Source organism: Actinoallomurus iriomotensis, from assembly GCF_030269445.1.
In the GTDB taxonomy this organism is placed as follows: Bacteria; Actinomycetota; Actinomycetes; order Streptosporangiales; family Streptosporangiaceae; genus Actinoallomurus; species Actinoallomurus iriomotensis.
On sequence record NZ_BSTJ01000001.1, the window covers coordinates 1,838,194 to 1,861,488 of the forward strand.

The 23,295-nt window shown below is 70.5% G+C and carries 18 protein-coding genes; 2 read left to right on the forward strand and 16 right to left on the reverse strand.

The genetic code is table 11. The features are described from left to right. The first annotated feature begins 65 nt into the window (after nt 1-65). On the forward strand, nt 66-734 hold the full coding sequence (locus QSK37_RS08755; RefSeq protein WP_432705546.1) for a response regulator transcription factor: 669 nt from the start codon (nt 66-68) through the stop codon (nt 732-734). A 7-nt stretch (nt 735-741) separates the two neighbouring features. On the opposite strand, the gene QSK37_RS08760 is transcribed toward QSK37_RS08755, so the two are convergent. The 3 genes from QSK37_RS08760 to QSK37_RS08770 form a co-directional block, all read right to left on the reverse strand. Continuing rightward, the gene (locus QSK37_RS08760) at nt 742-2,040 is read right to left on the reverse strand and encodes a sensor histidine kinase (RefSeq protein WP_285618811.1); all 1,299 of its coding nucleotides are present in this window, start codon (nt 2,038-2,040) and stop codon (nt 742-744) included. Nucleotides 2,041-2,121: 81 nt separating this feature from the next. After that, nucleotides 2,122-3,639 carry an LCP family protein gene (locus QSK37_RS08765; RefSeq protein WP_285618812.1) on the reverse strand — a complete coding sequence of 506 codons (1,518 nt, stop codon included), beginning with the start codon at nt 3,637-3,639 and terminating at the stop codon, nt 2,122-2,124. Nucleotides 3,640-3,853: 214 nt separating this feature from the next. Beyond that, nucleotides 3,854-5,401: an LCP family glycopolymer transferase gene (locus QSK37_RS08770; RefSeq protein WP_285618814.1), complete on the reverse strand. Its 1,548-nt coding sequence runs from the start codon at nt 5,399-5,401 to the stop codon at nt 3,854-3,856. A gap of 233 nt (nt 5,402-5,634) precedes the next feature. Between QSK37_RS08770 and QSK37_RS08775 the strand changes: the two genes are divergently transcribed. Next, complete coding sequence (locus tag QSK37_RS08775; protein ID WP_285618815.1) at nt 5,635-8,355, forward strand: DEAD/DEAH box helicase family protein; 2,721 nt, start codon at nt 5,635-5,637, stop codon at nt 8,353-8,355. A 9-nt stretch (nt 8,356-8,364) separates the two neighbouring features. Here the strand turns inward: QSK37_RS08775 and QSK37_RS08780 are convergent, their stop codons facing one another. From QSK37_RS08780 to QSK37_RS08840, 13 genes are all read right to left on the reverse strand, one after another. Then, a complete protein-coding gene (locus QSK37_RS08780; protein ID WP_285618816.1) occupies nt 8,365-8,994 on the reverse strand; it encodes a nuclear transport factor 2 family protein in 630 nt (209 codons plus the stop codon). 118 nt (nt 8,995-9,112) lie between these two features. Further along, the gene (locus QSK37_RS08785; RefSeq protein ID WP_285618818.1) at nt 9,113-10,402 is read right to left on the reverse strand and encodes an ATP-grasp domain-containing protein; all 1,290 of its coding nucleotides are present in this window, start codon (nt 10,400-10,402) and stop codon (nt 9,113-9,115) included. Between the two features lie 26 nt (nt 10,403-10,428). Continuing rightward, nucleotides 10,429-11,688: an ATP-grasp domain-containing protein gene (locus tag QSK37_RS08790; protein ID WP_285618819.1), complete on the reverse strand. Its 1,260-nt coding sequence runs from the start codon at nt 11,686-11,688 to the stop codon at nt 10,429-10,431. Nucleotides 11,689-11,720: 32 nt separating this feature from the next. Then, entirely contained in the window at nt 11,721-12,974 is a 1,254-nt protein-coding gene (locus tag QSK37_RS08795) for an MFS transporter (protein WP_285618820.1), read from the reverse strand. Then, complete coding sequence (locus QSK37_RS08800; RefSeq protein ID WP_285618821.1) at nt 12,971-14,233, reverse strand: ATP-grasp domain-containing protein; 1,263 nt, start codon at nt 14,231-14,233, stop codon at nt 12,971-12,973. Before QSK37_RS08800 ends, QSK37_RS08795 begins: the two co-directional genes overlap by 4 nt. A gap of 48 nt (nt 14,234-14,281) precedes the next feature. Beyond that, on the reverse strand, nt 14,282-15,382 hold the full coding sequence (locus tag QSK37_RS08805) for a hypothetical protein (RefSeq protein WP_285618822.1): 1,101 nt from the start codon (nt 15,380-15,382) through the stop codon (nt 14,282-14,284). After that, nucleotides 15,379-16,794, reverse strand: a complete 1,416-nt coding sequence (locus QSK37_RS08810) for an iron-containing redox enzyme family protein (protein WP_285618823.1) — start codon at nt 16,792-16,794, stop codon at nt 15,379-15,381. The genes QSK37_RS08805 and QSK37_RS08810 overlap by 4 nt, the downstream gene beginning before the upstream one ends. Further along, the gene (locus QSK37_RS08815) at nt 16,791-17,906 is read right to left on the reverse strand and encodes a 50S ribosomal protein L11 methyltransferase (protein WP_285618825.1); all 1,116 of its coding nucleotides are present in this window, start codon (nt 17,904-17,906) and stop codon (nt 16,791-16,793) included. The genes QSK37_RS08810 and QSK37_RS08815 overlap by 4 nt, the downstream gene beginning before the upstream one ends. Before the next feature lie 49 nt (nt 17,907-17,955). After that, on the reverse strand, nt 17,956-18,348 hold the full coding sequence (locus QSK37_RS08820; protein ID WP_285568834.1) for a Rieske 2Fe-2S domain-containing protein: 393 nt from the start codon (nt 18,346-18,348) through the stop codon (nt 17,956-17,958). Nucleotides 18,349-18,428: 80 nt separating this feature from the next. Beyond that, complete coding sequence (locus QSK37_RS08825) at nt 18,429-19,820, reverse strand: iron-containing redox enzyme family protein (RefSeq protein WP_285618826.1); 1,392 nt, start codon at nt 19,818-19,820, stop codon at nt 18,429-18,431. A gap of 773 nt (nt 19,821-20,593) precedes the next feature. Next, nucleotides 20,594-21,067 carry a carboxymuconolactone decarboxylase family protein gene (locus tag QSK37_RS08830; RefSeq protein ID WP_285568829.1) on the reverse strand — a complete coding sequence of 158 codons (474 nt, stop codon included), beginning with the start codon at nt 21,065-21,067 and terminating at the stop codon, nt 20,594-20,596. Nucleotides 21,068-21,478: 411 nt separating this feature from the next. Further along, nucleotides 21,479-22,096, reverse strand: a complete 618-nt coding sequence (locus QSK37_RS08835; RefSeq protein WP_285618827.1) for a hypothetical protein — start codon at nt 22,094-22,096, stop codon at nt 21,479-21,481. A gap of 61 nt (nt 22,097-22,157) precedes the next feature. Continuing rightward, nucleotides 22,158-23,039 carry a hypothetical protein gene (locus tag QSK37_RS08840; protein WP_285618829.1) on the reverse strand — a complete coding sequence of 294 codons (882 nt, stop codon included), beginning with the start codon at nt 23,037-23,039 and terminating at the stop codon, nt 22,158-22,160. Between the last annotated feature and the right edge of the window lie 256 nt (nt 23,040-23,295).

Sequence of the window (23,295 nt, forward strand, 5' to 3'; positions counted from 1 at the left end):
ACCGGCTAACGAATGATCGACTTGGGGGGATCCTTAGGATCTGAGATGTGCCGCGTGAACGCATCCTGATCGTCGAGGACGACTCCGTCATCGGGGCCGAGTTGCTCAAGGCCCTTTCCGCGAGCGGCTACGACGCCGCGCTCGCCACGAGCGGCCGGGCCTCCGTCGCCGACGCTCTCGCCCATCCGCCGGATCTCATCCTGCTCGATCTCGGGCTGCCGGACATCGAAGGCGTCGAGCTGTGCCGCCGGCTGCGCGCCGACCTGCCGCAGACCGTGATCGTCGTGCTCACCGCCCGTACGGAGGAGTTCGAGGTCGTGGTCGCCCTCGACGCCGGAGCCGACGACTACCTCACCAAGCCGTTCCGGCTCACCGAGCTGGTCGCGCGGATCCGCGCCCACCTGCGCCGGCAGAGCGCGGTGCCGGGCGACTCGGTCGTCTCGGTGGGTCAGGTCCGCGTGGACCTGCCCGCACGCCGGGTGCACGCCGCCGGAGCCGAGGTGCTCCTGCGGCCGAAGGAGTTCGACCTGCTGGCGGCCCTGGTGACGCGCGCGGGCGAGGTGGTCACCCGCGAACAGCTCATGGACGAGGTCTGGGACGAGAACTGGTTCGGCCCGACCAAGACCCTCGACGTGCACGTCTCCACCCTCCGCCGGAAGCTCGGGTCGTACGCGACCATCACGACTCTCCGCGGGCGCGGCTACCGGTACGAACGCGACGCGGACGGGGAGTGATGAGCGGTCAGGACGGTGACTGATGGCGGCTACCGTATCCACCCGCAGGCAAAAGCAAGCTAAATGTGGGGGGCGAAGAACGTCGCAGGATGAGGCGGCCGCCCTCCGCTTCGGCCAAGGAACGGGCAAGCGCGAGCCCGATGCCGTGCCCGTCGGCCGGCGCGCGGAAGACGTCGACGCCGTCGGGCACCCCCGGGCCGTCGTCGGTGACGTCGATCGCCAGACCGGAGCCCAGGTCGGTCGCGGACACCGTGATCGGCGGCCGGCCGTGCGTGACGGCGTTGTCCAGCAGGACCCGCAGGATCTGCCGTACGGCCGCGAGTGAGGCCCGCACCTCCGGCAACTCGTCCGGCACTCGCACGGTCACGTCCGTACGGGTCCGGACCTCATCGAGCAGGGCCCGCACGTCCAGCACGCCGTGGTCGCCCGCGCTACCGCGCGACAGCCGCACCAGGTCCTCGATGATCTCCTGCAGGTGCTCGCCGCGATCCAGGGCGGTACGGATCACCGCGTGCGGATCGTCCTCGGCCAGTCCCGCCTCCAGCCCGAGGAGCAGGCCGGTCAGCGGGGTGCGGAGCTGGTGGGAGACGTGCGCGCTGAAGGCGCGCTCACGGTCCAGCACGTCGCCGAGCCGCCGGGCGGTCGCCTCCAGGGCGCGACTCGCGGCGTCGGCCTCCCGTACGCCGACCGTCCTGGCCCGGATGGAGAAGTCGCCGCTGCCCAGGGCCTGCGCGTCTCTGGTGAGGCGTTCGAGCGGCGCGGCGAGGCGCACCGCCTGCCGCCGCGCCACCACGGCCGCCAGCCCGACCACGAGGATCGCCAGCGCCGCCATCAGCAGCCACGCCCGCTCCACCCGCGCCGAGATGCGGTCGTACGGCGTCGCGACCCGGATCACCGCGACGATGGACTCGTCGGAGGGCACCGGCGCGGACACCGTCAGCAGCCCGTGCTCGACCGCTTCGTGGACGTGGCCGTCGTCCGCGTTCCCGGCGACGGGCGAGTAGTCGGGCCCGCGGCCGGTGACGCGCCGTCCGTCCAGGGTGTAGACGCCGACGGTCAGGCGCCGGGACATGCGGGTCACGATCGGCACCGGCCGGGGGTCGCGCGCGATGGAGTCGGGAACCTCGGCCGAGATGCGCGTGGCGTCGCGTTCGAGCGAGACGACCGCCTCGTCGCGGTACAGCCGCTGGAGCACCACCGCGAGCGGGAGCGCGAACAGCACGACCGCCGCCGCGGCGACGCCGACGATCGCGACCAGCACACGGCGCCGCAGGGGACGGCCCTCCGCCGGGGGGTTTCCGGTCATCCGGTCATTCTGCCCCCGGTCCGGCGGTGCCCCTGCCACTCTGCGGCAGGGGCCGTCTCAGAGGAGCCGGGGACCGGTGCGTCAGCCGCAGACGTTCTTCAGCGACGTCGCGCCCCCGGAGGAGGACGACTTGGCCGAGGGCGAGGCGTTCGCGCCGGCACGCCTGGCCTTCGTGGACGTGCTCGCGCTCGGAGTGCTCGCCGGCGCCGCCGTCGCGGGTTTCGTGCTGTTGGCGATGGCCTTCGCGGCCGCCTGGCGCATGACCGTCAGGCTCGGCTCGTAGACGTGGAACCCGGCGACCTTGCCCGGGTTGTAGGGCATGCTCTGGATGTCGGCGCCCTTCTTGACCGTGCCGGACAGCTTCACCAGTGCGGGCAGGAGCGCCGCGGGAATGTTGGTGGAGATGGTGTTCTTGGCGGCATTGGCCAGCTTCTGGAAGTTGGCGACGACCTTCTGCGGGTCGGCCTGGTCCGCGATGTCCTTCATCAGGCACTTCTGCCGGTCCATGCGGTGGAAGTCGTCGTCCGCGTCGCGGGAGCGGCCGTACCACAGGGCCAGGTTGCCGTTGAGGTGGTGCGTACCGGCTGAGAGCCAGCCCGTCGGCGGCTTCGTCTGGACGCCGTTCACGATCTCACCGCCGATCGGCAGGCGCTTCTCGACGTGCACGGTCACGCCGCCCATGGCGTCGACGATGTCCTTGAACCCGTTGAGGTTGACGAGCACGTAGTAGTCGATCTTCAGGCCGGTGAGGTAGCCGATGGCGTCCCCGACCAGGTGCGGGCCGCGCTGACCCCTCTTGTATCCGGGCTCCAGCTCGGGATGCCGCTCGCCCTGGATGTACAGCTCGTTCAGCAGGCCCTCGCCGCCGGGGTGCTGGGGGTTCGCGGCGTCGCCGGTGTAGCCGTAGGGCCACAGCTTCCGCATCTTCGGCGGCACGGGGAACTTCTGCAGGCTGCGCGGCAGGCTGAGCAGCACGGTGTTGCCGGTCTTGGTGTCGATGCTCGCGACCGTCATGCTGTCGGTGCGGATGCCGGTACGGTCGGCGCCGCCGTCACCGCCGAGCAGCAGCACGTTGATGCGCGGCTTGTTCTTCCAGGGGTCGGACGCGTTGACGGCGGTGTTGCCGTCGCCGGCGAAGATGCTCGACAGGGTGTCGCGCAGCACGTACGTCGCGTTCGCCGCGTACACCAGCGGCGTGCAGACCATCAGCGCCATGATCACGACGAGGGCGCCGGAGGTGATCCGCATCGCGGTCGGCAGCCCCGGGGGCCGCACCACCTGGAACGAGCGGATCACGATCACCGCCCACGCGATCGCGAGCACGATGATGCCCGCGATGATGACGTTCAGCCAGGTGTCCTGGACCACCATCTCCTTGAGCTTGTCCTGGAAGGCAAGCCCGACCGTCGCCGCGCTGAAGATGAGGGCCGCGAGCAGTCCCATGAGAGTGAAGCCCGTGGCGCGGCGGCCCGCCCAGATGTGCGCGATGCCCCAGACGACGGCCGAGGCGACAGTGAGTCCCAGGGCGCGCCAGAGGCCGGCGACCGGGATCGGCTCACGGCCGTTCACCGCCCGTCCTCCGTACTGCCGCGGTGCCATGAAGTCTCCTGATCCTCTGCTCGTGGCCGGTCACAATTGTGATGAGCGCGCGATGCAACACCGTGCGAAAGGCAAAGTGATTGAATGGAAGCATTCAGTAACACTTGGCGAGGTTTGATGGATCGTACCGTACGTATGACCACACCTGCCGCGATTGCCCGGTAAGGCCCGCTCACCACGTTCGACGCCGTACGCATGGTCGGTTACGCCTGCCTCAGCCGCACGCCGTCGTCAACGAGACGGCCTTGCTCTTGTGCCGTCCGGAGCTCTTCGAGGCGCTCGGGCTCGTGCTCGGGTCCGCGCTCACGCTCGGGTCGGCGCTCGTGCTCGGGTCGGCGCTCGTGCTCGGGTCGGCGGTGGCGCCGGGGGTGGCGGAAGGAGAGGCGGAAGACGTGCGCCGCGCCTCCTCGCTCTCGGCGATCGCCTTGGCCGCGGCCTGGCGCATCACGCGCACGTCCGGCCGCACGTTCTGGAACTGCGGCGGCACGTACATCAGGCTGGTGATCTGCGCGCCCTGCTTCATGGTCCCGGACAGGCGGACGAGCGCGGGCAGCATCTCCGCCGGTATGTCCGTGGAGATCGTCTTCTTCGCCGCCTCGGCGAGCTTCTGGAACTTGGTCAGCACCCGCTGCGGGTCGGCCTGCTCGGCGACGTCCTTCATCAGGCACTTCTGCCGGCCCATGCGGACGAAGTCGCTGCTCATGGTGCGCGACCGTCCGAACCACAGGGCCTGCTTGCCGTTGAGCCTCCGGTCGCCGGCCTTCAGCACACCGGTCGGCGCGCTGCCGTCCTCCGGCCCGCCGTACGGGATGTCCTGACCGATGTGCACCTTGACGCCGCCCATCGCGTCGATGATGTCGGCGAACCCGAACAGGTTGACCAGGACGTAGTAGTCGATCGGCTGCCCGATGAGGTAGGAGATCTCCTCGCTGACCAGCGCGGGGCCACGGCGGCCCTTGGCGTAGCCGGGCATCATCGACTTGTCGTCCTCGGCGTCCTGGTACAGCTCGTTCAGCAGCCCCTCGTCGCCGGCCGACACCCCGGTGAACCCGCTCGGCCACCGCTTGCGCAGCCGGGGGACCACCGGGAAGTACTGCAGGTTGCGGGGCAGGCTGAACAGCACGGTGTCACCCGTGTGGGTGTCGATGCTCGCGACGGTCATGCTGTCGGTCCGCACGCCGACGCGGTCGCCCGCGCCGTCCCCGCCGATCAGCAGGATGTTGACGCGCGGCTTGTCCTTCCACGGATCGGCGACGTTCTTGACGACCGGCGGCTTCGCCTGGTCGGCATGGAAGATCGTGTGGATGGTGTCGCGCAGGGTGTAGGTGTCGCGGGCCGCCCAGACGAGCGGCGTGCAGACGCCGATGACGAGGACGACCACCACGCCGCCCGCGAGCACCCGCGGCAACACCGACAGGCCGCGCGGCCGCACGATCAGGTACGAGCGGACGACCACGGCCGACCACACGAGCGCGAGCAGGAGGATGCCCCCGATGATCCCGGCCAGCCAGTCGCCCTGGACCGCGACCTGCTTGAGTTCGTCGCGGAAGTCCAGCACGACGATGACGGCGCCGCCGATGACGAGCGCGAGGAGCGCCATGAGGAGCGAACCCACGACGCGTCGCCCCGTCGCCAGGTGGGCCACGCCCCAGACGACGGCGGAGGCGATCGTCAGCCCCAGGGCATGCCAGACGGAGCCCTCCCGCTCGTCCCCGGACGCGCCGTCCACGTCATCGTCGGCGGGGGAACCGACTCGCCCCATATGCACTCCTCTGTCCCAGACCGGGACCATAGGTCTCAACCTGTACGAGACGCGTAAAAGCCCCGTGCAGATTGCGAAGTGAACGAGGCAACACGAACGGTGACCCTAGCGGCTGATCTACGCCGATGCGCACATCCTCGGCGAATGCCAAGGTGTTACGACGATCCGCAATTGTTTTCGTCACTTTTTGGGATCCCTGCGGGCGAGGGCGCGGTCCGCCGCGGACTGCCATCATGACGCGGGTGACCGCCGGCTTCTCCCGTACGCACTGGCCCGGAACCCTCCGGCCCTACCAGGCGACGGCGCTCGACCGGCTCGACGCGGCCTGGGCCGGCGGACGCCGGCGCGCGTGGGCCGTGCTGCCGCCGGGAGCGGGCAAGACGCTCATCGGTCTGGAGGCCGCGCGGCGCCTGGCGCGCAAGGTCGTCGTGCTGGTCCCCAACACCGCGATCCAGTACCAGTGGCTCGCGCACTGGCGGCGGTTCACCCCCGCGACCGCGACGGCGGGCGCGGACCGGTCCCTCGGCGCGGATGTCACCGTGCTCACCTACCAGTCGCTGGCCATCTTCGACCCGGACGCCGAGACCGACGACGAGGGCCGCGCCCGCGGCCCGATGCGGCGGCTGCACGCCAACGGCCGTGAGCTCATCGAGCGGCTGGCCGGCGCCGGGCCGCTCACCCTGGTGCTCGACGAGTGTCACCACCTGCTCGACGTCTGGGGCCGTCTCGTCGCCGAGGTCCTCGAACGCCTGCCCGACGCGATGGTCCTCGGCCTGACCGGGACCCCGCCGGAGTCGCTGTCCCCCGCCGAGGCCGCGCTGGTCGACACGCTGTTCGGCACGCCGATCCTCGGCGCGTCCATCCCGGCGCTCGTCCGCGAGGGCCACCTCGCGCCGTTCGCCGAGCTGGCCTGGCTCACCCCGCCCACCGCGGTCGAGGCGGACCACATCGCGGGCGAGGCCGAGCGCTTCGCCGAGCTGACGACCGACCTGGTCACCTCGACCGGCTTCCTGACCTGGCTGGACGCCCGGTTCACCGCGAACACGCACGCGGTGCCCTGGACGCGTACCGAAAAGGACGAGCCGCGGCTCGCGGCCGCCGCGCTGCGCATGCACCATGCGGGGCTGCTCGGCCTGCCACCCGGCGCACGGATGCGCGAGGAGCACCGGCACGTGCCGTCCGCCGACGACTGGGTGGCACTGCTGGACGACTACGTGACGCGCGCCGCGCCCGGCGCGGACACGGTGGAGGCGATCCGGCGGGCGCTCCCCTCGGTCGGGTACACGCTGACCCGACGGGGCGTACGGGCCGCGTGGTCGCCGGTGGACCGGGTGCTGGCGCGCAGCGCCGCCAAGACGTACGCAACCGTGGAGATCGCCGCCGCCGAGGGCGCCGCGCTCGGCGAACGCCTGCGCGCGCTCGTCCTGTGCGACCACGAGCGCGCCGGGGCGCGGCTGCCCGCCCGGCTGCGCGGGGTGCTGGAGGCGGAGGCGGGCTCGGCCTGGCTCGTGCTCGGCAACCTGGTGGCCGACGAACGCACCGCCCCGCTCGGCCCGATGCTCGTGACCGGCCGTACGGTCGCCGCCGGACCGGCCACGGCGCGGGCGTTCCTCGCCTGGGCGGACCGGCCGGACCTGTCGCTCACCGAGGACGGCGGCGTGTGCGTCATCGGGGGCTCCTGGTCGGCCCGCACCTGGGTGCGCCTGGTCACCGCGTTCTTCGAGGAGGGGCACTGCCGGATCCTCGTCGGCACGCGCGCTCTGCTCGGCGAGGGCTGGGACGCCCGCGGGGTCAACGCGCTCATCGACCTGACCTCCGCCACCACCACGACCTCGGTGGTGCAGACGCGCGGGCGCGCCCTGCGGCTCGATCCGTCCTGGCCGGAGAAGGTGGCCAACGTCTGGACCGTCGTCTGCGTCGCCGACGGCCACCCGAAGGGCGCGGCGGACTGGCAGCGGTTCGTCCGCAAGCACCGCGGCTACCTGGCCGCCGCACCGGACGGGGAGATCGTGTCCGGGGTGGCGCACGTCGACGCGGTGTTCTCCCCGTACGCCCCGCCGGCGCCGGGTGAGCTCGACGCGGTGAACGCCGCCATGCTCGCGCGGGCCTCGGCGCGCGAGGCGACCCGCGAGGCCTGGCGGCTCGGCACCGGGTTCCGTGACGAACTCGTGCACACCCTGCGGGTGCGCGCGGCCCGTACGGCGGGCGCGCCGGTACGAGAGGAAGAGGCGGCACGTCCGGAGCCGCCGCCGGTCGTGCCCGCGGCGGCGTGCGCGGTCCCGGCCCCGGCCCGCCCGGTGAGTGCCGCGACGGCGCTCGCCCTCGCGGGCGGCGGCGCGACGCTCCTGCTGCTGACCGTACTGACCTGGGTCGCCGTGCTGCTCGGCCTCCCCCTGCTGGCGACCGGAACGTTCCTGGGCGTGCGCCGTGCCCGTGCGCTACGCCGGGCGGAACGCCTGCTGGAAGAGGCCGCGGGCGATCCTCCGCTGCTGCGGTTCGCCTGCGCCGTGGCGGACGGACTGCTCGCCACGGGCCTCTCCCGCCGCGGGGCCGAGGGCGTCGTCGCGCGGGTCGAGCCGGACGGGTCCTACCGGCTGTCGCTCGCCGACGTCGACACGGTGACCTCCGAACGCTTCGCGCTCGCCCTGGACGAGGTGCTCTCCCCCATCGCCGCGCCGCGCTACGTCATGCCGAGGTACGTCCTGCGCTCCGCTCCGGTACAGGAGTGGCTGGCGGGCGCCGCGCGAGCGGACGGCGTCGTCTACCACGCGGTGCCGGCCGTCCTGGGCCAGAACCGGGGCCGCGCCACCGCCTTCGCACGGGCGTGGAACACCTGGATCTCGGCCGGCGAGCCGGTCTACGCCAACACTCCGGAGGGAGAGGGCGTCCTCGCCACCCATCGGGGTGAGGACCCGCTGTCGGCCACGACCGTGCTGCGCGTGGCCTGGGACTGAGCGAGCGCGTCACCCGTGGGCGGGACCGCCCGCCGCCCGCCGTTCGTCCGGACGCAGCCATGCGCGGGCGGCGGCGTAGAGGGCGGCGACGAGCTCGGGCCTGTCGTCGCCGGGGACGTCGTCGGGCAGGCGCCCGTTCCCGCCGTAGGCGAGGAACTGGTAGGAGCGCCGATACGCGGCGGTGTCCTCCGCGGAGATGGCCAGGCGGTCGGCGGGGAACACCGGCCTGATCACGTCCTTCTCGTAGATCGCGTCCATGCTCGCCAGCTTCCACCCCTGCCGCGTCCGCACGACGCGGGACAGCAGGCGCACGCTGATGACCGCGTCGACCCACATGCCGGCGGCCTCGATCCGCAGCTCCACCAGCGCCGGGGTCTCCGCAAGCGCCCGGTCCCCGTGCACGGTGACCACACTCGGCGAGAGCCGGTGCGTGGACGACGCGGAGGGGTCCCAGTCCCGGGTCCGGGAGCTCTCGACATAGTCGTCGATCGACCCTTCGAACCAGGTCACCCGGAGCCGGGCGTCGTCGGTGAACGCCGACCGCATGGCGTCCCACTCGCCGCGGTCGCGCCAGTACCGCTCGCGGCAGACCAGGTCCTGGATGGCCACCATGTCCGACCACACGGATTCGGATCGCATGGCTACGCCCCTCGCGTCAGCTTGCAATTACCTCCACGCTAAATAGTTCCGTCATGGAGTCAATTGCAGGCCGTGCCGCATCTGCGGAGACGGACCCGGGGCCGCCGCCTCAGAGTGGTCAGTAGTGGAACGCCGAGGCCACCTTGGCTCCCTTGCTGCCCAGGTTGACGACGGAGCCCGATCCGGGCGGCACGGCGCGGCAGAGCACGCCGCCGTACCCGGCGGGGAAGGCGAAGATCCCCCAGACGGCCCGCCAGTTCTCGACCTCGCCGGTCTCGGGGTTCAGGACCGGTTCCGGGATCGGGTCGACGCGACGCTGCACGATGTGGTCTCCGCCCTGGCAGGCGGCGACCGTCTCGGCCCACTCCCGGTCGGTCTGCTCCCAGCCGACGCGGATGCCCTGGCCCGCCAGGCCCGCGAACGGCTTGAGGATCATCTGCTCGCGTTCGGCGCGTACGAGGTCGGCCAGCTCCGGGGTGAGGGTCCGCGTCCAGGGCAGGATGCGGTCGATCAGCGCGTTCTCCTCCACCGACAGGTCCGCGCGGAAGTCGGGGTCGGAGACGAGCGGCAGGCAGGTCTTGAATGACAGCAGCGCGCTGTTCAGGGGCAGCCAGAGCACGACCTCGCCCTTCTCGTGCGCGCGGGTGACCAGTTCGACGTACTCGTCGTTGCGCGGGTCGCGCGCCACCTGGTTGACCGAGAAGTAGCGCAGCAGCAGGTCGACCGGCCGGTCCCGGAGGTACACCCGGCCGCCCTCGACCCGCACGTCGTCGAGTTCTCCGTACACCGTCTCGACGCCGTACCGCCGCATGGTCTCCTGGAAGGAGCGGTGGAGGGACTCGTAGTAGGCCGACATGCCGCCGACGGCCTCCACCGAGGCGACGACCGGCGACTCCTTCCCCGTGGCCTCGGCGAACTGCCGGGCCATGGCCGCCGGGGTGTCGACGTGCGTCAGGCCGTGTTCGGCCGCGAACTCGGCGAACGGCTCCATGGCGAGCAGTGACCGGTTGATCTCGCTGACGTCGACCCCGCCGAGCTCGCTGCCGACGTTGAACTCCAGCAGCCGGAAGTCCGTGCCGTCGTCGTAGAGGTCGGCCCGGCCGTACAGAGGCTGCTCGCCGGTGAACCGCGTCATCAGGCCGGTGCGCCGCTCGTCGGCGCCGATCGCGGCGCAGTACGCGCGCACGTCGCCGCCGAAGAGCCGGTCCGGCAGCGACACCATCAGGTCGAACAGTCCGGCGACGTCGGCGGCGGCGCGACGGATCCGGTCCTCCGCGCAGAACAGCGGACGCGGCAGGAAGTACTTGCCCCAGGCCGCGTACAACGCCTCGGGGAACTCGGCCTTCGTCATGACCTCGCGCAGGCCCGCGTCCGCCGCGCAGGCGTCCAGGTACTTCTCGGTGACCATCCGTGGCTCCTCGTCGTCGGGGGTGGTCAGGCGTCCGGGGTGACGATCAGGTCCTTCTCGATCTTCCGGATGGCCTCGCGGTCGGCGTGGATCTGTTCGCTGCTCTCGTGCGCGAGGATGATGTAGCCCATGGTCATGCTGGCGAGCAGGTCGGTGCTCGCGTCCACGTGGTCACCGGTGCGCACGACGTGCACCGGCGAGTGGTAGCTGGGCAGCTCGCGGGCCAGGTCGTAGATCTCGGCGTTGCGCACGACCCCCGTCGAGTGCGACATCAGGAACACCGCCATGACGTTGCGCCGGAGGGTGTACCCGGGCGGCAGGTCGGCGCCGAGCCCGCGGCACACGTCCACGATCCGGGTGACCTGACTCCCGCCGGTGCCGATCTCGGTGACGGCGGGGTTGCCGGCGCCCGCGAGCCGCGCGTTGACCTCGACCAGGCGCGGCCCGTCCGGCGTCATCATGATCTCGGTGTGCGCGGCCCAGTTGCGCAGCCCGACCGCGTCCAGCGCGGCGAGCCCGTAATCGATCAGCTCGCCGTAGGCGTCGCGGTCGTAGGGCAGCCACTCGACGCTGTCGTAGACCGCGATGCCCTCGCCGAACGGGACCCGCTTGTACTTGATGATGTCGGTGATCGAGTGCCGCCCGTCGTGGCTGACGGTGTCGACGGCGTACTCGGTGCCGGTCAGCTGCTCCTGGACGAGCACCTCATCGGCCACCTCGTCGAGCTTGTTGCGGGTGCCGAGCAGCGCGTCGAACTGCTCGCGCCAGCCGCGCCCGCCCGGCGCGCGGCTCACCCCGATGGTGCCCGCGCTGCTCGTCGGCTTGATCACCAGGTCCCTGCCGGTCAGGCCCTCGCGCTCGATCCAGGCGGCCACCTCGTCCGCGTTGGACGTGCAGATCTGCCGGGGGATCGGCAGTCCCGCGGCGGCGACGGTCTGGTGCATGAGGTACTTGTGCCGCCGGGCGTCCACCAGCTCGCGGACGTTGGACGACTCGGGCGTCAGGGCGTCGGACAGGTCCTGCGCCAGGTGCAGCGCCGACTCCAGGCCTGGGATGACGCCGATGGGGTTCAGCGCCCGGAGCCGTTCGGTCGTCTCGGCCAGGTCACCGTGGTGGTTGACGATCACGTCGAAGTCACCGGGCACGTGGGAGGAGAACAGCGACCCCCACGCCGGGACGGCGTAGTCCAGCACGGCCACCGGGCTGAGGCCCGCCTTCCGCAGCGCCGGCGCGATCATCGCCGCCGAAGTGAAGGGTTGCACGATCGCGACGACTGGTCTGTCCATGGCTTTCACCTTTCTTCTGGGTCTGGTCTGGTCTAGGCGTCGGCGGAAGAGGCCAGGGCGGGCTCGGCCGCCGCCGGCGCCGGACTCCGGCGGCGCAGCCCGGCGCCGGCCCCGACGAGCACCGCGCCGGCCAGCGCGAAACCTCCGGTGAGCACCCACACGCCGGAACCCCAGGCGTGCCACCCGGCCGTGCCGATCATCGGGCCGGCGGCGTAACCGACCTGCTGCGGCACGGTCGCCGCGCCGATGTAGCGGGCGCGCAGGGCGGGCGGCGCGACCAGACCCGGGTAGGCCATCATCGACGGCGCGGCGACGACCTCGCCGAACGTCCACATCGCCGTGCCGAACACGAGCATCGCCACGGGAGTGGGCCCGGTGTAGATCAGGTGGCCGACGCCCAGCATCGCCATTCCGGCCGCCATGGGCACCCCGATCGGCAGCCGCTGCGTCCACTTGGACAGCAGCACCTCGCACGCGATCACGATGAACCCGTTGACGGTCAGCAGGGCGGCGTACACCTGCGCGCTGTGCCCCGTCCCCTTGACGAACAGCGGCAGCGCGGCCGAGCTCTGGATGTAGGCGAGGGCGGTCAGGAACAGGCCGAGCACGACGAGCATGAAACGCCGGTCGGCGAGCACCCGCCCGTAGCCGGGGCGTTCGCCGTCGTCCGCGGCCTTCCCGGCCGGGACCGGCTCGCGGCCGGGCCTGAGCGCCGCGAAGGCGACGACGCCGAAGGCCAGCGAGGTCATGGCGTCGACGTAGAACAACGTGTCGTAGGACGCGTAGGCGAGCAGAAGGGCGGCCCCCACGGGACCGACCGTCGAACCCACGTTGAACGTGAGCCGCAGCAGCGAGAAGACCATGACGTGCTGGTCCTTCGGCGTCAGCTCGACGATCCACGCCATGGCCGCGGGCCGGTAGGCGTTCGCGGTCAGGCCCGCGCCACAGGCCACCAGAGCGCCGACCCACACGTTGGGCACGTGCACGATGGCCGCGGTCAGCACGGCCGTGCCCGCCATCGAGCCGACGATGACCCAGCGGTAGCCGATGCGGTCCGCGACCGCGCCGCCGATCGCGGACCCGGAGATCCGCCCGACCATCACCGCGGCGAGGACGACGCCGCTCTCCCCCGCGCTGAAACCCCGCCCGGTGAGGAACAGCACCAGGAACGCGTTCAGGAACGCGGCGAGGTTGCTGATCAGGTTGCCCAGGAGCAGGATCCGGACCGGTCCGCTCATGGTCCGCAGCGTCGACAGGACGGTGGGATGCGGCTCCGCCGCACTCATGACGCCGGCTCCAGCGGGGTTCCGGTGAAGGTGAAGAACCGTTCGGTGTCGGCGACGGCCGCGCGGGTCTCCGCGAGCGTCTCCGCCACGGCGATCACGTAGCCGCTGCGGGCCAGGCCGCGCGGTGGCAGCCGTACCTGCGCGCCGGGCTGCGTCCCGACCTGCATCTCGACGATGGGCGGACGCAGGAACTCCCGGTGCGCCTCCGCCGAGGTGACCTCCATGTCGTACGGCGGATAGGCGAACCGGACCGACGCGGCGAGGAGGGGCCCGGGGTGCGACACGTCCGGCGCCCGGCCCGCGACGGCGTCGGCCGCCGCCAGCGGCGCGTCGACGCCGGACGTCAGCCGGCCCAGGTGCGGGATCATCCCGCCGCCGAGCCGCGCGTTGATCTCGACGACGTGCATGGTGCCGCCGGTGAGCTTGAACTCGATGTGGGTGTAGCCGTCGGTGAACCCGACCGCGTCGTGCGCGCGCTGGGCGATGTCGAGCATGAGCGGGTCGGTGAGCAGCGGGTCGTTCGCGTCCACGTCGTGGCCGACCTCCTCGAACGCGAACCGGCCCTCCCCCAGGACCTTGCGCGCCACGATCAGCGGGGTGCAGACGCCCCGGTGCAGCACGCACTCGACGGAGACCTCGGGACCGTCGAGGAACTCCTCCACGATCACGTAGTCCTCGAACTGGCGGATGCGGCCCATCCGCACCCCGTCGGTGAGGGCGAACGCCGCGTCGAGCGCCTCCGGCCGCTCCACCTTGCGCACCCCCATGCTGCCGCCGAGGTTGCGGGGCTTGAGGATGACCGGGTAGCCGATCTCGGCGGCGAACGCGCGGGCCTCCTCCAGGGACGAGACGGGCTTCGAGGCGGGCTGCGGGAGCCCGGCCTTCCGCAGCGCCTCGCGGGTCGCGCTCTTGTCCCGGCAGCGCGCGACCGCGTCCGGGGTGAAGGTGGTGAACCCCAGCGCGCCGCTCAGGTACGCCGCGGTCTCGACGTAGACCTCGTCGTAGCAGTACACCCCGGCGATCTCGTGGTGTTCGGCCACCTCGCGGGCCGCCGCCGTCAGCTTGTCCAGGTCGAGGCAGTCGACCACGGTGTGCCCCACGATGTAGGGGTCCTCCCACGTGGGCGGGGCCGGGTTCAGCAGCCACAGCCGGTACCGCGCCGACACCGCCTCCAGGATGTAGGCGCGGTAGACCCAGTAGCTGCTCGCGACGAGGAGGAGGAGCGGGCGGTCGTCGTCCGCCGGCGGGCGGTGTGACATGTGGACCTCGATCGGGGTTGGAGGGAACGGGGACGGCGAGGTCCCGGGCTAATCGGTGAAGTAGTCCTCCGGCTCGCCCCGGCGGCGGACGTCGAGGGTGGCGCAGTGGAAGCCGCCGCCGAACGTGTTGACCGTGCGAAACGGCACCGGGATGGGCGTGAACCCCTCTTTCTCCAGCAGTCGCAGCAGCTCGGTCTCCTGGGCCTCCACGAAGATCCGCTCCTGGTCCAGCATCAGCGTGTTCATCGCGATCCAGCGGCTGCAGAAGTACATCGTCTGGTCCGCCGGGATGGCCGGCTCGGGGCAGACGATCATGTCCCAGCCCCGGAACATCTCCGGTGGCTCCGGCACGCGCTCGGGGTTGATGAGCACCTTGCCCGGCCGCAGCGGGACGAATGTGGCGTTCATGTGCATCGGGTGGTCGTCGACGAAGGCCACCTCGCGCACCCGGAACCGGTCGCCGAGCAGCCGGCGTACCCACTCGATGCCGAACCGGTTCGTCACGTGGCTGCGCTGCACGAGGATGTCGCGGCCGAACCGCATGAAGTCGCCGGCGTCCAGGATCGGCTCGAACTCGGTGATGACCGAGGTCTCCGGCGGGAACGGGTTCTCCTTCGACGGCCCGCCCGCGGGCTTGGCCTCGGCGTAGCGCGGGTTGTAGGACGCGTCGGTCAGCTCCGGCTTGGGCGCGGCGACCCAGCCGGCCCCGCGCCGGAAGTAGTCCTTGAAGATCGTGCGGAACGGATGCGTGGCGAAGTAGTACGACCGCCAGCCCATCGTCGCCTCGACGATCGTGTCGCCCGCCACCAGCGCGATGTCGCGCGGGAAGGTGTGCGACGAGCCGCCGGTGGACTGCCACGCCTGGGTGCCGAAGGAGTGCGACTGGTCCACCGGGTCCGGGCGGCGTACGGTCACGCCCTCGCCCTCGAGGATCCGGGCGAACCCGTCGAGTTCCTCGCGTGCCGCCTCGACCTGCTCGGCCGGGAACGCCCCGCCGCCGTTGCGGCGGTAGAACTCCCAGGCCTCCGGGGGCACGGTCGCCTCGATCGCGGGGTGCCACGGCGGCACGGCGGCACCGTCGATGACCCCGACGATCACCTCTTCCAGCGGGTCCCACTCGTTGTAGGAGCCGACCGGGTTCGTCGTCACGTCAGGTTCCCTTCGAGAGTCCGTACGGCCACGTCGGCCGTTGCCGAGACCGCGGTGAGACCGTGCAGCCGCGCGCGCGGCACGAGCAGCGCGTCGCCCCTGCCGAGCCGGTGCGGGCGGTCGGTCGCCCACGCGTGCACGTCGACCTCGCCGTCGGTCACCTCGATGACCCGGTCGGCGTCGTGCACGCGCGTGGTGAACGGGTCGCCGGGCCGCAGCCTGCGGACCTCTTCGTCGTCGCGCGTCGAGGTGGCGAGGGAGGCGCCCAGGCGGGTGTGCTCCTCCAGCGTGTCGGCCCAGCGGATCTGCGCGCGGAAGTCCTCATCGCCCAGGCGCAGCAGCAGCTTGGTGTCCTCGATGCCGCGGACCAGCTCGGGGATGACCAGCTCGCCGTGCGCGCGGGCGAAGCCGAGCAGCAGGTTCTCGTACGTCATCCGGCCGTGGTGGATGTCGATGTGGGCGTGCTCGTCGCAGTACTTGGTGTCGACGCGGTCGCCGAACACCGTGCGCAGCATGGCGCCGGTGTCGGCGAAACCCTGTGCGAACAGCCACTCCAGGTACGTCACCGCGGCCATGTAGCGGAACACGCCGCGGTGGTCCTCGGTGAGCCAGTTGAAGTAGTTGACGCCGACGAGCGAGCTGGTCAGGTAGAAGTTCCAGTACGCGTGCAGGTCCGTGCGCAGCCCGACGCTGGCGAGCATCCCCTTGAAGATCGTGCTGTGCTTGGCCGGGTAGAGCCCGTACCCGAACTCGTCGTTGAAGATCTTGAACAGCTCGGACTGCTCCACGCCGTACGAGCCGCCGAGGTTGCGCGCCATCGCCGAGGCCTCGGTCAGCGCGTCGAGGGCGAGCTGGATCAGGTGCATCCCGGCCGCCTCCTCCGCGTGGCGGCACTCGGTGATCGCGCGCATGGTGCCGCTCACCGGCGCGCCCGTGTCGACCGCCGGGTTGTTGCCGGTGTGGTCCGCGGGCGCGCCCGCGCCGCCGACCTCGCCGAGGAAGTACGCCTGCAGCTCCTCCAGCGTCCGTACGGGCGGCACGGTCACCGCGTCGTCGAGGAAGGAGAACGCGTAGCGCTCCAGGCCGGGCCGGATCGTGTCGCGCAGCCCGCGTACCTCGTCGGAGTAGAAGAGGTCGAAGTCCTCCTTGGCCGTGGCGAGCCCGGCGGGAGGCAGCAGGATCATGTCGCTCTCGTACGCGTTGCACAGGATCCGGCCGGCGACGAGCTGGCGGTACCCGAGGAACTCCGCCTCCGTGGCGGGCGTCGAGAAGTCCAGGTCGCCCACGCCGGTCGAGCCGACCGGCCGGCGGTAGGGGTTGCCGGTGATGTAGACCTCCGGCCCCGGCCGGAAGACGCGCTGCGCGCAGTAGGCCTCGATGGGGCCGCCGTCCACCCCGGTGGTGATCGTCATTCCGCGCCTCCGTCCATGGGGGTGCGCACGCCGCTGGCGACGGCGGTGAAGTGCATGTGCACGCCGTCGTGCCGGGCGTCGAGCAGGAGTGGTTCGTCCGGCTGGACGTGGATGGGAACGGGCAGGCACTGGATGGCCTGCTTCCAGTGGGTGTTCGGCGTGCTCGGGGAGTTGGTGAGGCTGATGCCCGGCACCAGGTCCAACTCGAACCAGAACACGACCGCGTGGCAGGTGCCGGCCGCCGACGGCGGCACGACGAACTCCGCGCGCCGCGGCTCGGCGGTGTCGCGGTAGAAGTCGAAGCGGAAGACCTCGATCGGCTCCGACAGCATGCGGTGCTCGTGGTGGCGCAGCCGCGAGTCGAAGTACTCGATCGAGGACAGCTGGTTGAACTCGGTGAGGTCGAAACCGTACAGCTGCCCGACGTGGTTCTTGCGGTACAGCGACGGGCTCTCCACGAGCTGGGCGAACACGCGCCCGCCGGACGGCAGGATGATCGCGTCGTCGGTGAGCAGGTGGTCGCGGGCGTGCGCGATCGTGGGCAGGATGCCCTCGCCGAGCAGCGCGCAGTCGACCGTCTCGGTGACCAGCACGTCGGCGCGGCGGGGCAGGTCCTCGGGCACGCGCATCCGGGTGGACATCTTCGGCACGACCGTGATCACGTCGTCGTGCCCGGCCTTGTGGATGACCCGTCGCGCGACCTCGGCGACCGGGTGCTGGGCCTCACAGGCGACGATCTGCCGGGCGCCGGCGCGCGCGGCCATCATGGACAGCAGCCCGGAGCCGGCGCCGACGTCGAGGACCAGGTGCTCGGGCGAGACGACGTGCCGGATCGCCTTGTCGTACAGCTCCGAGCGCAGCTCGTCGTGGAGCATCTCCCAGTGCCAGCGCGGCACGCTGCGACGGATCGCCCGGTTGTGACCGATGAGCGCCCGCCAGTTGCCGCCCTCCACGCCGAGGACGAACTCGAACGCCTTGGCCGCCTCGTCGTACCGGCCCTCCTCGTACAGGGCGCGCCCCCAGTCGATCAGGCCCTCGACGTTCGGTCTCCCCGCCTCCCGCCGAGCCTCGGCGGCGTCGATCAGGCTCCCGGCCTGGACGTCGTCTTCCATCTTCGATCACCCGTTTTCTCTGCCGTTGACCCGGCGAATCGTCGATCGGCTACTCGTGTACGCCCGCCGCCGCCGGCGGGCAGGGCACCGTCTTCGCCTGCTCGGCCTCCGGGGGCAGGTTGGCCAGAATGCGCTTGTGGATGACGGTGATCGGCGTGTCGGCGTCCACGTCGGGAAGCATCACGACCGCCTCGTCACCGCTGCGGACCATCGGCACGGAGGTGCGTTTCACCGCCGCGGTGCCGACCTTGGTGCCGTGCCAGGGACAGACGAGCCGGCGGCCGTCGGGGGTCTGGCGGCTCAGGCTGAGCGGCCCGCCGCGGTGGGGACACCAGTCGCGGACGAGCAGCGGCCGTCCGTCCGGCTCGAACACGAAGTACCGGTGGTGCCCCACCAGCACGGTGTTGTGCCTGCGCAGATCCATCACCACGACGCGACTCATCGGCTCCTCTTCTGTGGGCGTGGGGGCATGCTCGGGCCGGGTCATGCCGGTCGGCATGACCCGTGAGGGGAACCCGGGGCTTATGTCGTGGGCTCGTCGACGACGGGGTGCAGCAGGTAGCGGCACTCCGGTGACACGGCCTTGATCCCGTACACCCGGCCCGCGGGGATCAGCACGGCGTCGCCGCGTACGAGCCGCTCCGGCTCGCCGGTCGCGCTGGTGACCAGGTCGGCCTCTCCCGCGTCCAGGGCGAGGACCACCGCGCCGTCGTGGCTGCGGGTGCCGAAGGGGCCGTCCACGCTCGCGCGTACGGACCGGGGCTCGCCGGTACGGGTGGCGGCCGCGAGTTCGCGGTGACGCGGGATGTCGTCGGCCCACCGGATCTGGGCGGCGGTGTCCTCCTCGAACCAGCCGCCGACGAGACGCGCCTCGGCGATGCCGCGCATGAGCTCGGGCACCACGCCCGGCCCGTGCTTCTCGGCCAGCGCCAGCAGGACCTGCTCACGGGTGATGCGCCCGTGGTGCTCGTCGATGTGGGCGTGCTCGTCGCAGTAGTGCAGGTCGACGTCGTCGCCGAAGATCTCGCGATAAACCTTGATCATCTTCACGAACGCGGGCGCGAAGACGGCCTCCGCGTACGTGACCGCGCCCGCGTAGCGGAAGAACTTCGCGTGGTCGCGGGAAAGGTAGTAGTAGAAGTTGTTGGTGGCGAGCGGCCCGGACAGGTAGAAGTTCCAGTACGCGTGCACGTGCGTCGCCATGGCGCGGCTGCGCAGCATCTTGGCGAAAATCGTCGTGTGCTTGGTGTCGTGGACGCCGTAGCCGAACTCGTCGATGAAGATCTTGAACAGCGCCGACTGTTCGGGGCCGTACGCTCCGGCGAGGTTGCGCGACATCGCGGACGCCTCGGTGAGCCCGTCGAGCGCGAGCTGGACGAGGTAGGTGTCGGCGGCCACCTCGGGCCGCCGGGCCGCGGCGATGGCGTTCAGCGCCGGCGACTCTCCCTGTTCGGACTCGTCGGTCACGTGCTGGAAGTAGGCGTCGAGGACGTCGACCGTGCAGTTTCCGCTGACGTCCACCTCGTCGGCCAGGCAGCCGAAGGCGAACCGCTCCAGGTCCGAGATCGTGGCCTCGCGCAGATGACGGAGCCCGGTGCCGTAGAACTCGTCGAAGTCGCCGCGGAGCTCGGTCAGCCCCTGTTCGGGCAGCAGCACCGTCTCGGCTTCGTAGAACGTGCCGAGGAGCCGATGCGCGCCCAGCGACCGGTACGTGGCCCAGTCCCGCGCGGTGAGCGCACGGGCGAAGTCGATCTCGGGAAGCGTTTCCGGCGCGAGCATCCGCCGGTACGGGTTGGGCCCATGCAGCACGTGACGGTCGCCGCCGAACAGCGGATTTCGTGCGAATGTCAGGGCACGCTCGGAAAGGGTCTCGGTAACGGCGCCCACCGGTACCGAGACATGCTGAATTGTCATTTATCGACCGTCCAACAAGTCTAAATCGGTGTGGATTAGACGATGATCGCGTCTGTCGAGGATCGCCCCACTTAACGCGAGACAACGACCTTCAGCTCGGGCGCGGCGCAAACATAGTTGCGCTGCGCAATGGATGTATTACCCAAGGAGGGACCCACTCCTTGGCTTGACCTGGCGGGCAGATTAACACCTGAAATGAGCTCGTCGGTATAACGTTCCGGAAACGCAAAAAGGGGACATCTCGGCATCTTCCGGACGTACTTCACATATCCGGCAAAGGTTCCAGTTCCGGCGTTACGCGGTGGGAGCTCGCCCCGGCGGACGGGCGGACGCCGAACGGGCGCGAGGCTGACGAAAGCAATGACCAGCTGGTCAGAGGCGGAGTCGAGGAAGGTCCAGCGCCTCACCTGCGCGAATTCGAGGCGCCGTCGGCCGGCGCGACGGAACGGAGCGGTTCCGCGGCCACCGTACACCCGTGGTCAGGCACGCTGACCACCATGGTCAGGTAAAGAAATCAGGAACCCGTGAGGCCATTGAACGCGCCACAGGCAAGGGAAGGATTACGGGAAACGGTGGCCATATCCGGCCGACGCCCACCCTTACCCGCGCGTCCGGAGCCGGTAAAACCCGCACCGAACATGTCGTGACGAAACTTTCACGGACGGCACTCTCATATCCATTCCGTATAAGCGTCGTCACAGAATGAAAAGTGCGGCGGGATATGCCGGGCCGACTCCAGGGCCGGCCCGGCCTGCCGCGGGACCTGCGACGGCTCAGCCGAACTGGCCGGGCTGGTAGTCGCCCGCCGGCTGCTGGACGATGACGTTCAGCCGGTTGTAGGCGTTGATGAGGGCGATGAGCGACACCAGGGCGGCGAGCTGCTCCTCGTCGTAGTGCTTGGCGGCGTTCGCCCAGGCCTCGTCGGTTACGCCACCGGCGGCGTCGGCGAGACGGGTGCCCTGCTCGGCGAGCTCCAGGGCGGCCCGTTCGGCCTCGGTGAACACCTTCGCCTCCCTCCACGCCGCGACCAGGTTGAGCCGAACCGAGCTCTCACCCGCGTGCGCCGCGTCCTTGGTGTGCATGTCGAGGCAGCCGGCGCAGCCGTTGATCTGGCTGGCGCGGATCTTCACCAGCTCCTGCGTCGTCATCGGGAGCGGCGAGTCGGTCAGGACCTTGCCCGCCGAGTTGATGTACTTGCCGAACTTCATCGCGACGGTGCTGCCGAAGAGGTTGAGACGGGCTTCCATGGTGATCTCCTTGCCGTTCTCGGACTACACGTGGTTGACGGAACGGCGCGCCGAGATGTGACACCGCCACGATGTGACCCACGTCTCCCCTGGCTCTTTGGCACGTCTGCCGGATGTCGGGACGCGACCGGCCTCGGCGACGGGTCGCCGAGCACACGCACGGCCACCGCACCGGCCGGCCCGTCATAGGCGCGGGTTCTCGGCACTGGGAGAACCGGACGTGCCGGACCGGGCGACAGGCGGTGTTGGTCTCCGGGGGTTCTCCTGACAGAAGAAATCTCTTCTCACAGAAGAAGCCCGCCAGCGGCTATCCCTACCTCCGGCGCGTGATCCACAGGCGGTGACGCATCACCAGGGATCACTCGTCCAGGAGGCGGTCCTCCCCGCCCGCTGAAACGCTTCTCGCCGGCGTCAGGCCGTCATGGCCAGCCGGGCGGCGAGCAGCGCGCGTCCGGTGGCGATCAGGCGGTCGGTCTCCTCGACGTCGTACCAGTCCCCGTACGGGTGACCGGCGACGCCCAGTTCGCAGAGCAGGGTCAGCCCGCCGATCTTCCGGGACAGTTTGTGGCACGCCCACTTCACCGAGGTCTCCGCGTTCGCGTCGGCGAACCCGGACGGGGCCTCGGCGACCTCCGCCGCGATGTGGTCGCGGTTCGGCGCCAGGCCCGGGTCCGCCATGAGACGCGACACGGGCGCCGCCGCGCCGGCCTCGTCACCGTCCAGCCGGCAGATGCGCGCCTCGAGCGCGTTCATCGTGACGACCGGACTCCAGACGTTGTAGTTCGGCAGTCCGGCGCCGCCCGGCGGAGGGACGGCCGAGGTCACCGACCGCAGCACGTCGAGAGCCTCCGCCTCGCGGTCGAGCGCCCACAGGTAGCGCGCGAGGTCGGCCTGCTCGTACAGCTCCTTCATCCGGGTGTGCGACCACCGACGGGCCAATGACGTCTTCACCTTGGCGAGGTATCGGTTCTCCTCGTGAGCGGGCAGCGCCGCCCGCGGCGGCGCCACCGCCGTCTTCGCCCGTGCCATGACCGCATTCTCCCTGAACCGGCCTTATGGACGTCGCGGCGCGGGCCGATCGGGTGAGCCGTCAGGTCGTCAGCCGCAGGCAGGCCTCTTCCCACGGCCGGATGACCTTTTCCTCAAGGCAGGCCACGATTATCGGATGCGCGAAGAAGGTCCGGTACCACTCCTTCACACCGATGTCGATCGCCTCGAGGGCGATGTGACGGTCTTCCGTCTCATAAGTACTGGGCAGCTTTCCGCTCTTGACCAGATTGTAGACGGCCACGGCCACCGAATTAGGTGGCAGAACGATCTGCTTCACTCCTTCGTCGAAACCCTTCGTCCCGATGTCCACCTTGACTTGCTTGAGGTCGAAACCGACCTCGACCGGCTTGTTGAGTCCCCTGTCCCACTTCGTCTTCATCTTCGGGCCCATGAGCCCGGACTCGGCCCATGCATGGCCCTCTACGTCCCTGATGGCCTGGATGACCGGGGTGACGGCGTCCTTGGTCTGCATGGTGGGGCCGGAGTACAGCCTTCCGTCGAGCGTGTTGGTGTACAGGGCGCCGGCCACGCCGGAGATCCGGACCCCGGTGATCCCTTTCTCGCTGAGAGCGGCACGGATACGGGAGACGAGATTGTCGTCCCCGGTGCGCCCGGCCGCCGCGAAACAACTCCACAGCAGCACCTCTGTGTCGGGGCCGACACCACGCTCACCATCGGCGAGATCCGCGATCAGCTGGCTGGCGTCGACCTTGAGGAGTTCGCCACCGGGGTGTCCGTGGCCGAGGAACAGTACCCTCTCGCGACCCCGGAAATTCGTATGCCCAGGGACGTACCGTTCCTCAGGACCCTTCGCGACCTCCCGCGCCATCGGCACACAGGCGATCGTCAGCGGGTCGTTCCACAGATCCTCGGCAGTAACGATCATTTTCGAATTCCCCTCGCTCTCCGCATCGGCCTCCACACTTTGGATCGCCGGACTTTTCCTCACAACTTACTTTTTGGGAAGAGTCGCCTACCCAACCGCGGCATCGGCTGGGCCATCACGAGCGGCTGTACCGAGCGGGCGTTCATGACGCCTGCGATTATTTCCTCCACTTTTGGGCCATGGCGGTGGCTCGCATCCGCTGATTACGTTGAGGTCACGAATGTGATCTTGGTGGTGCGGCGGTCGGCCGGTTCCACGATGACGCAGCGGGAAGGCGGCGGCTGGAGGCACA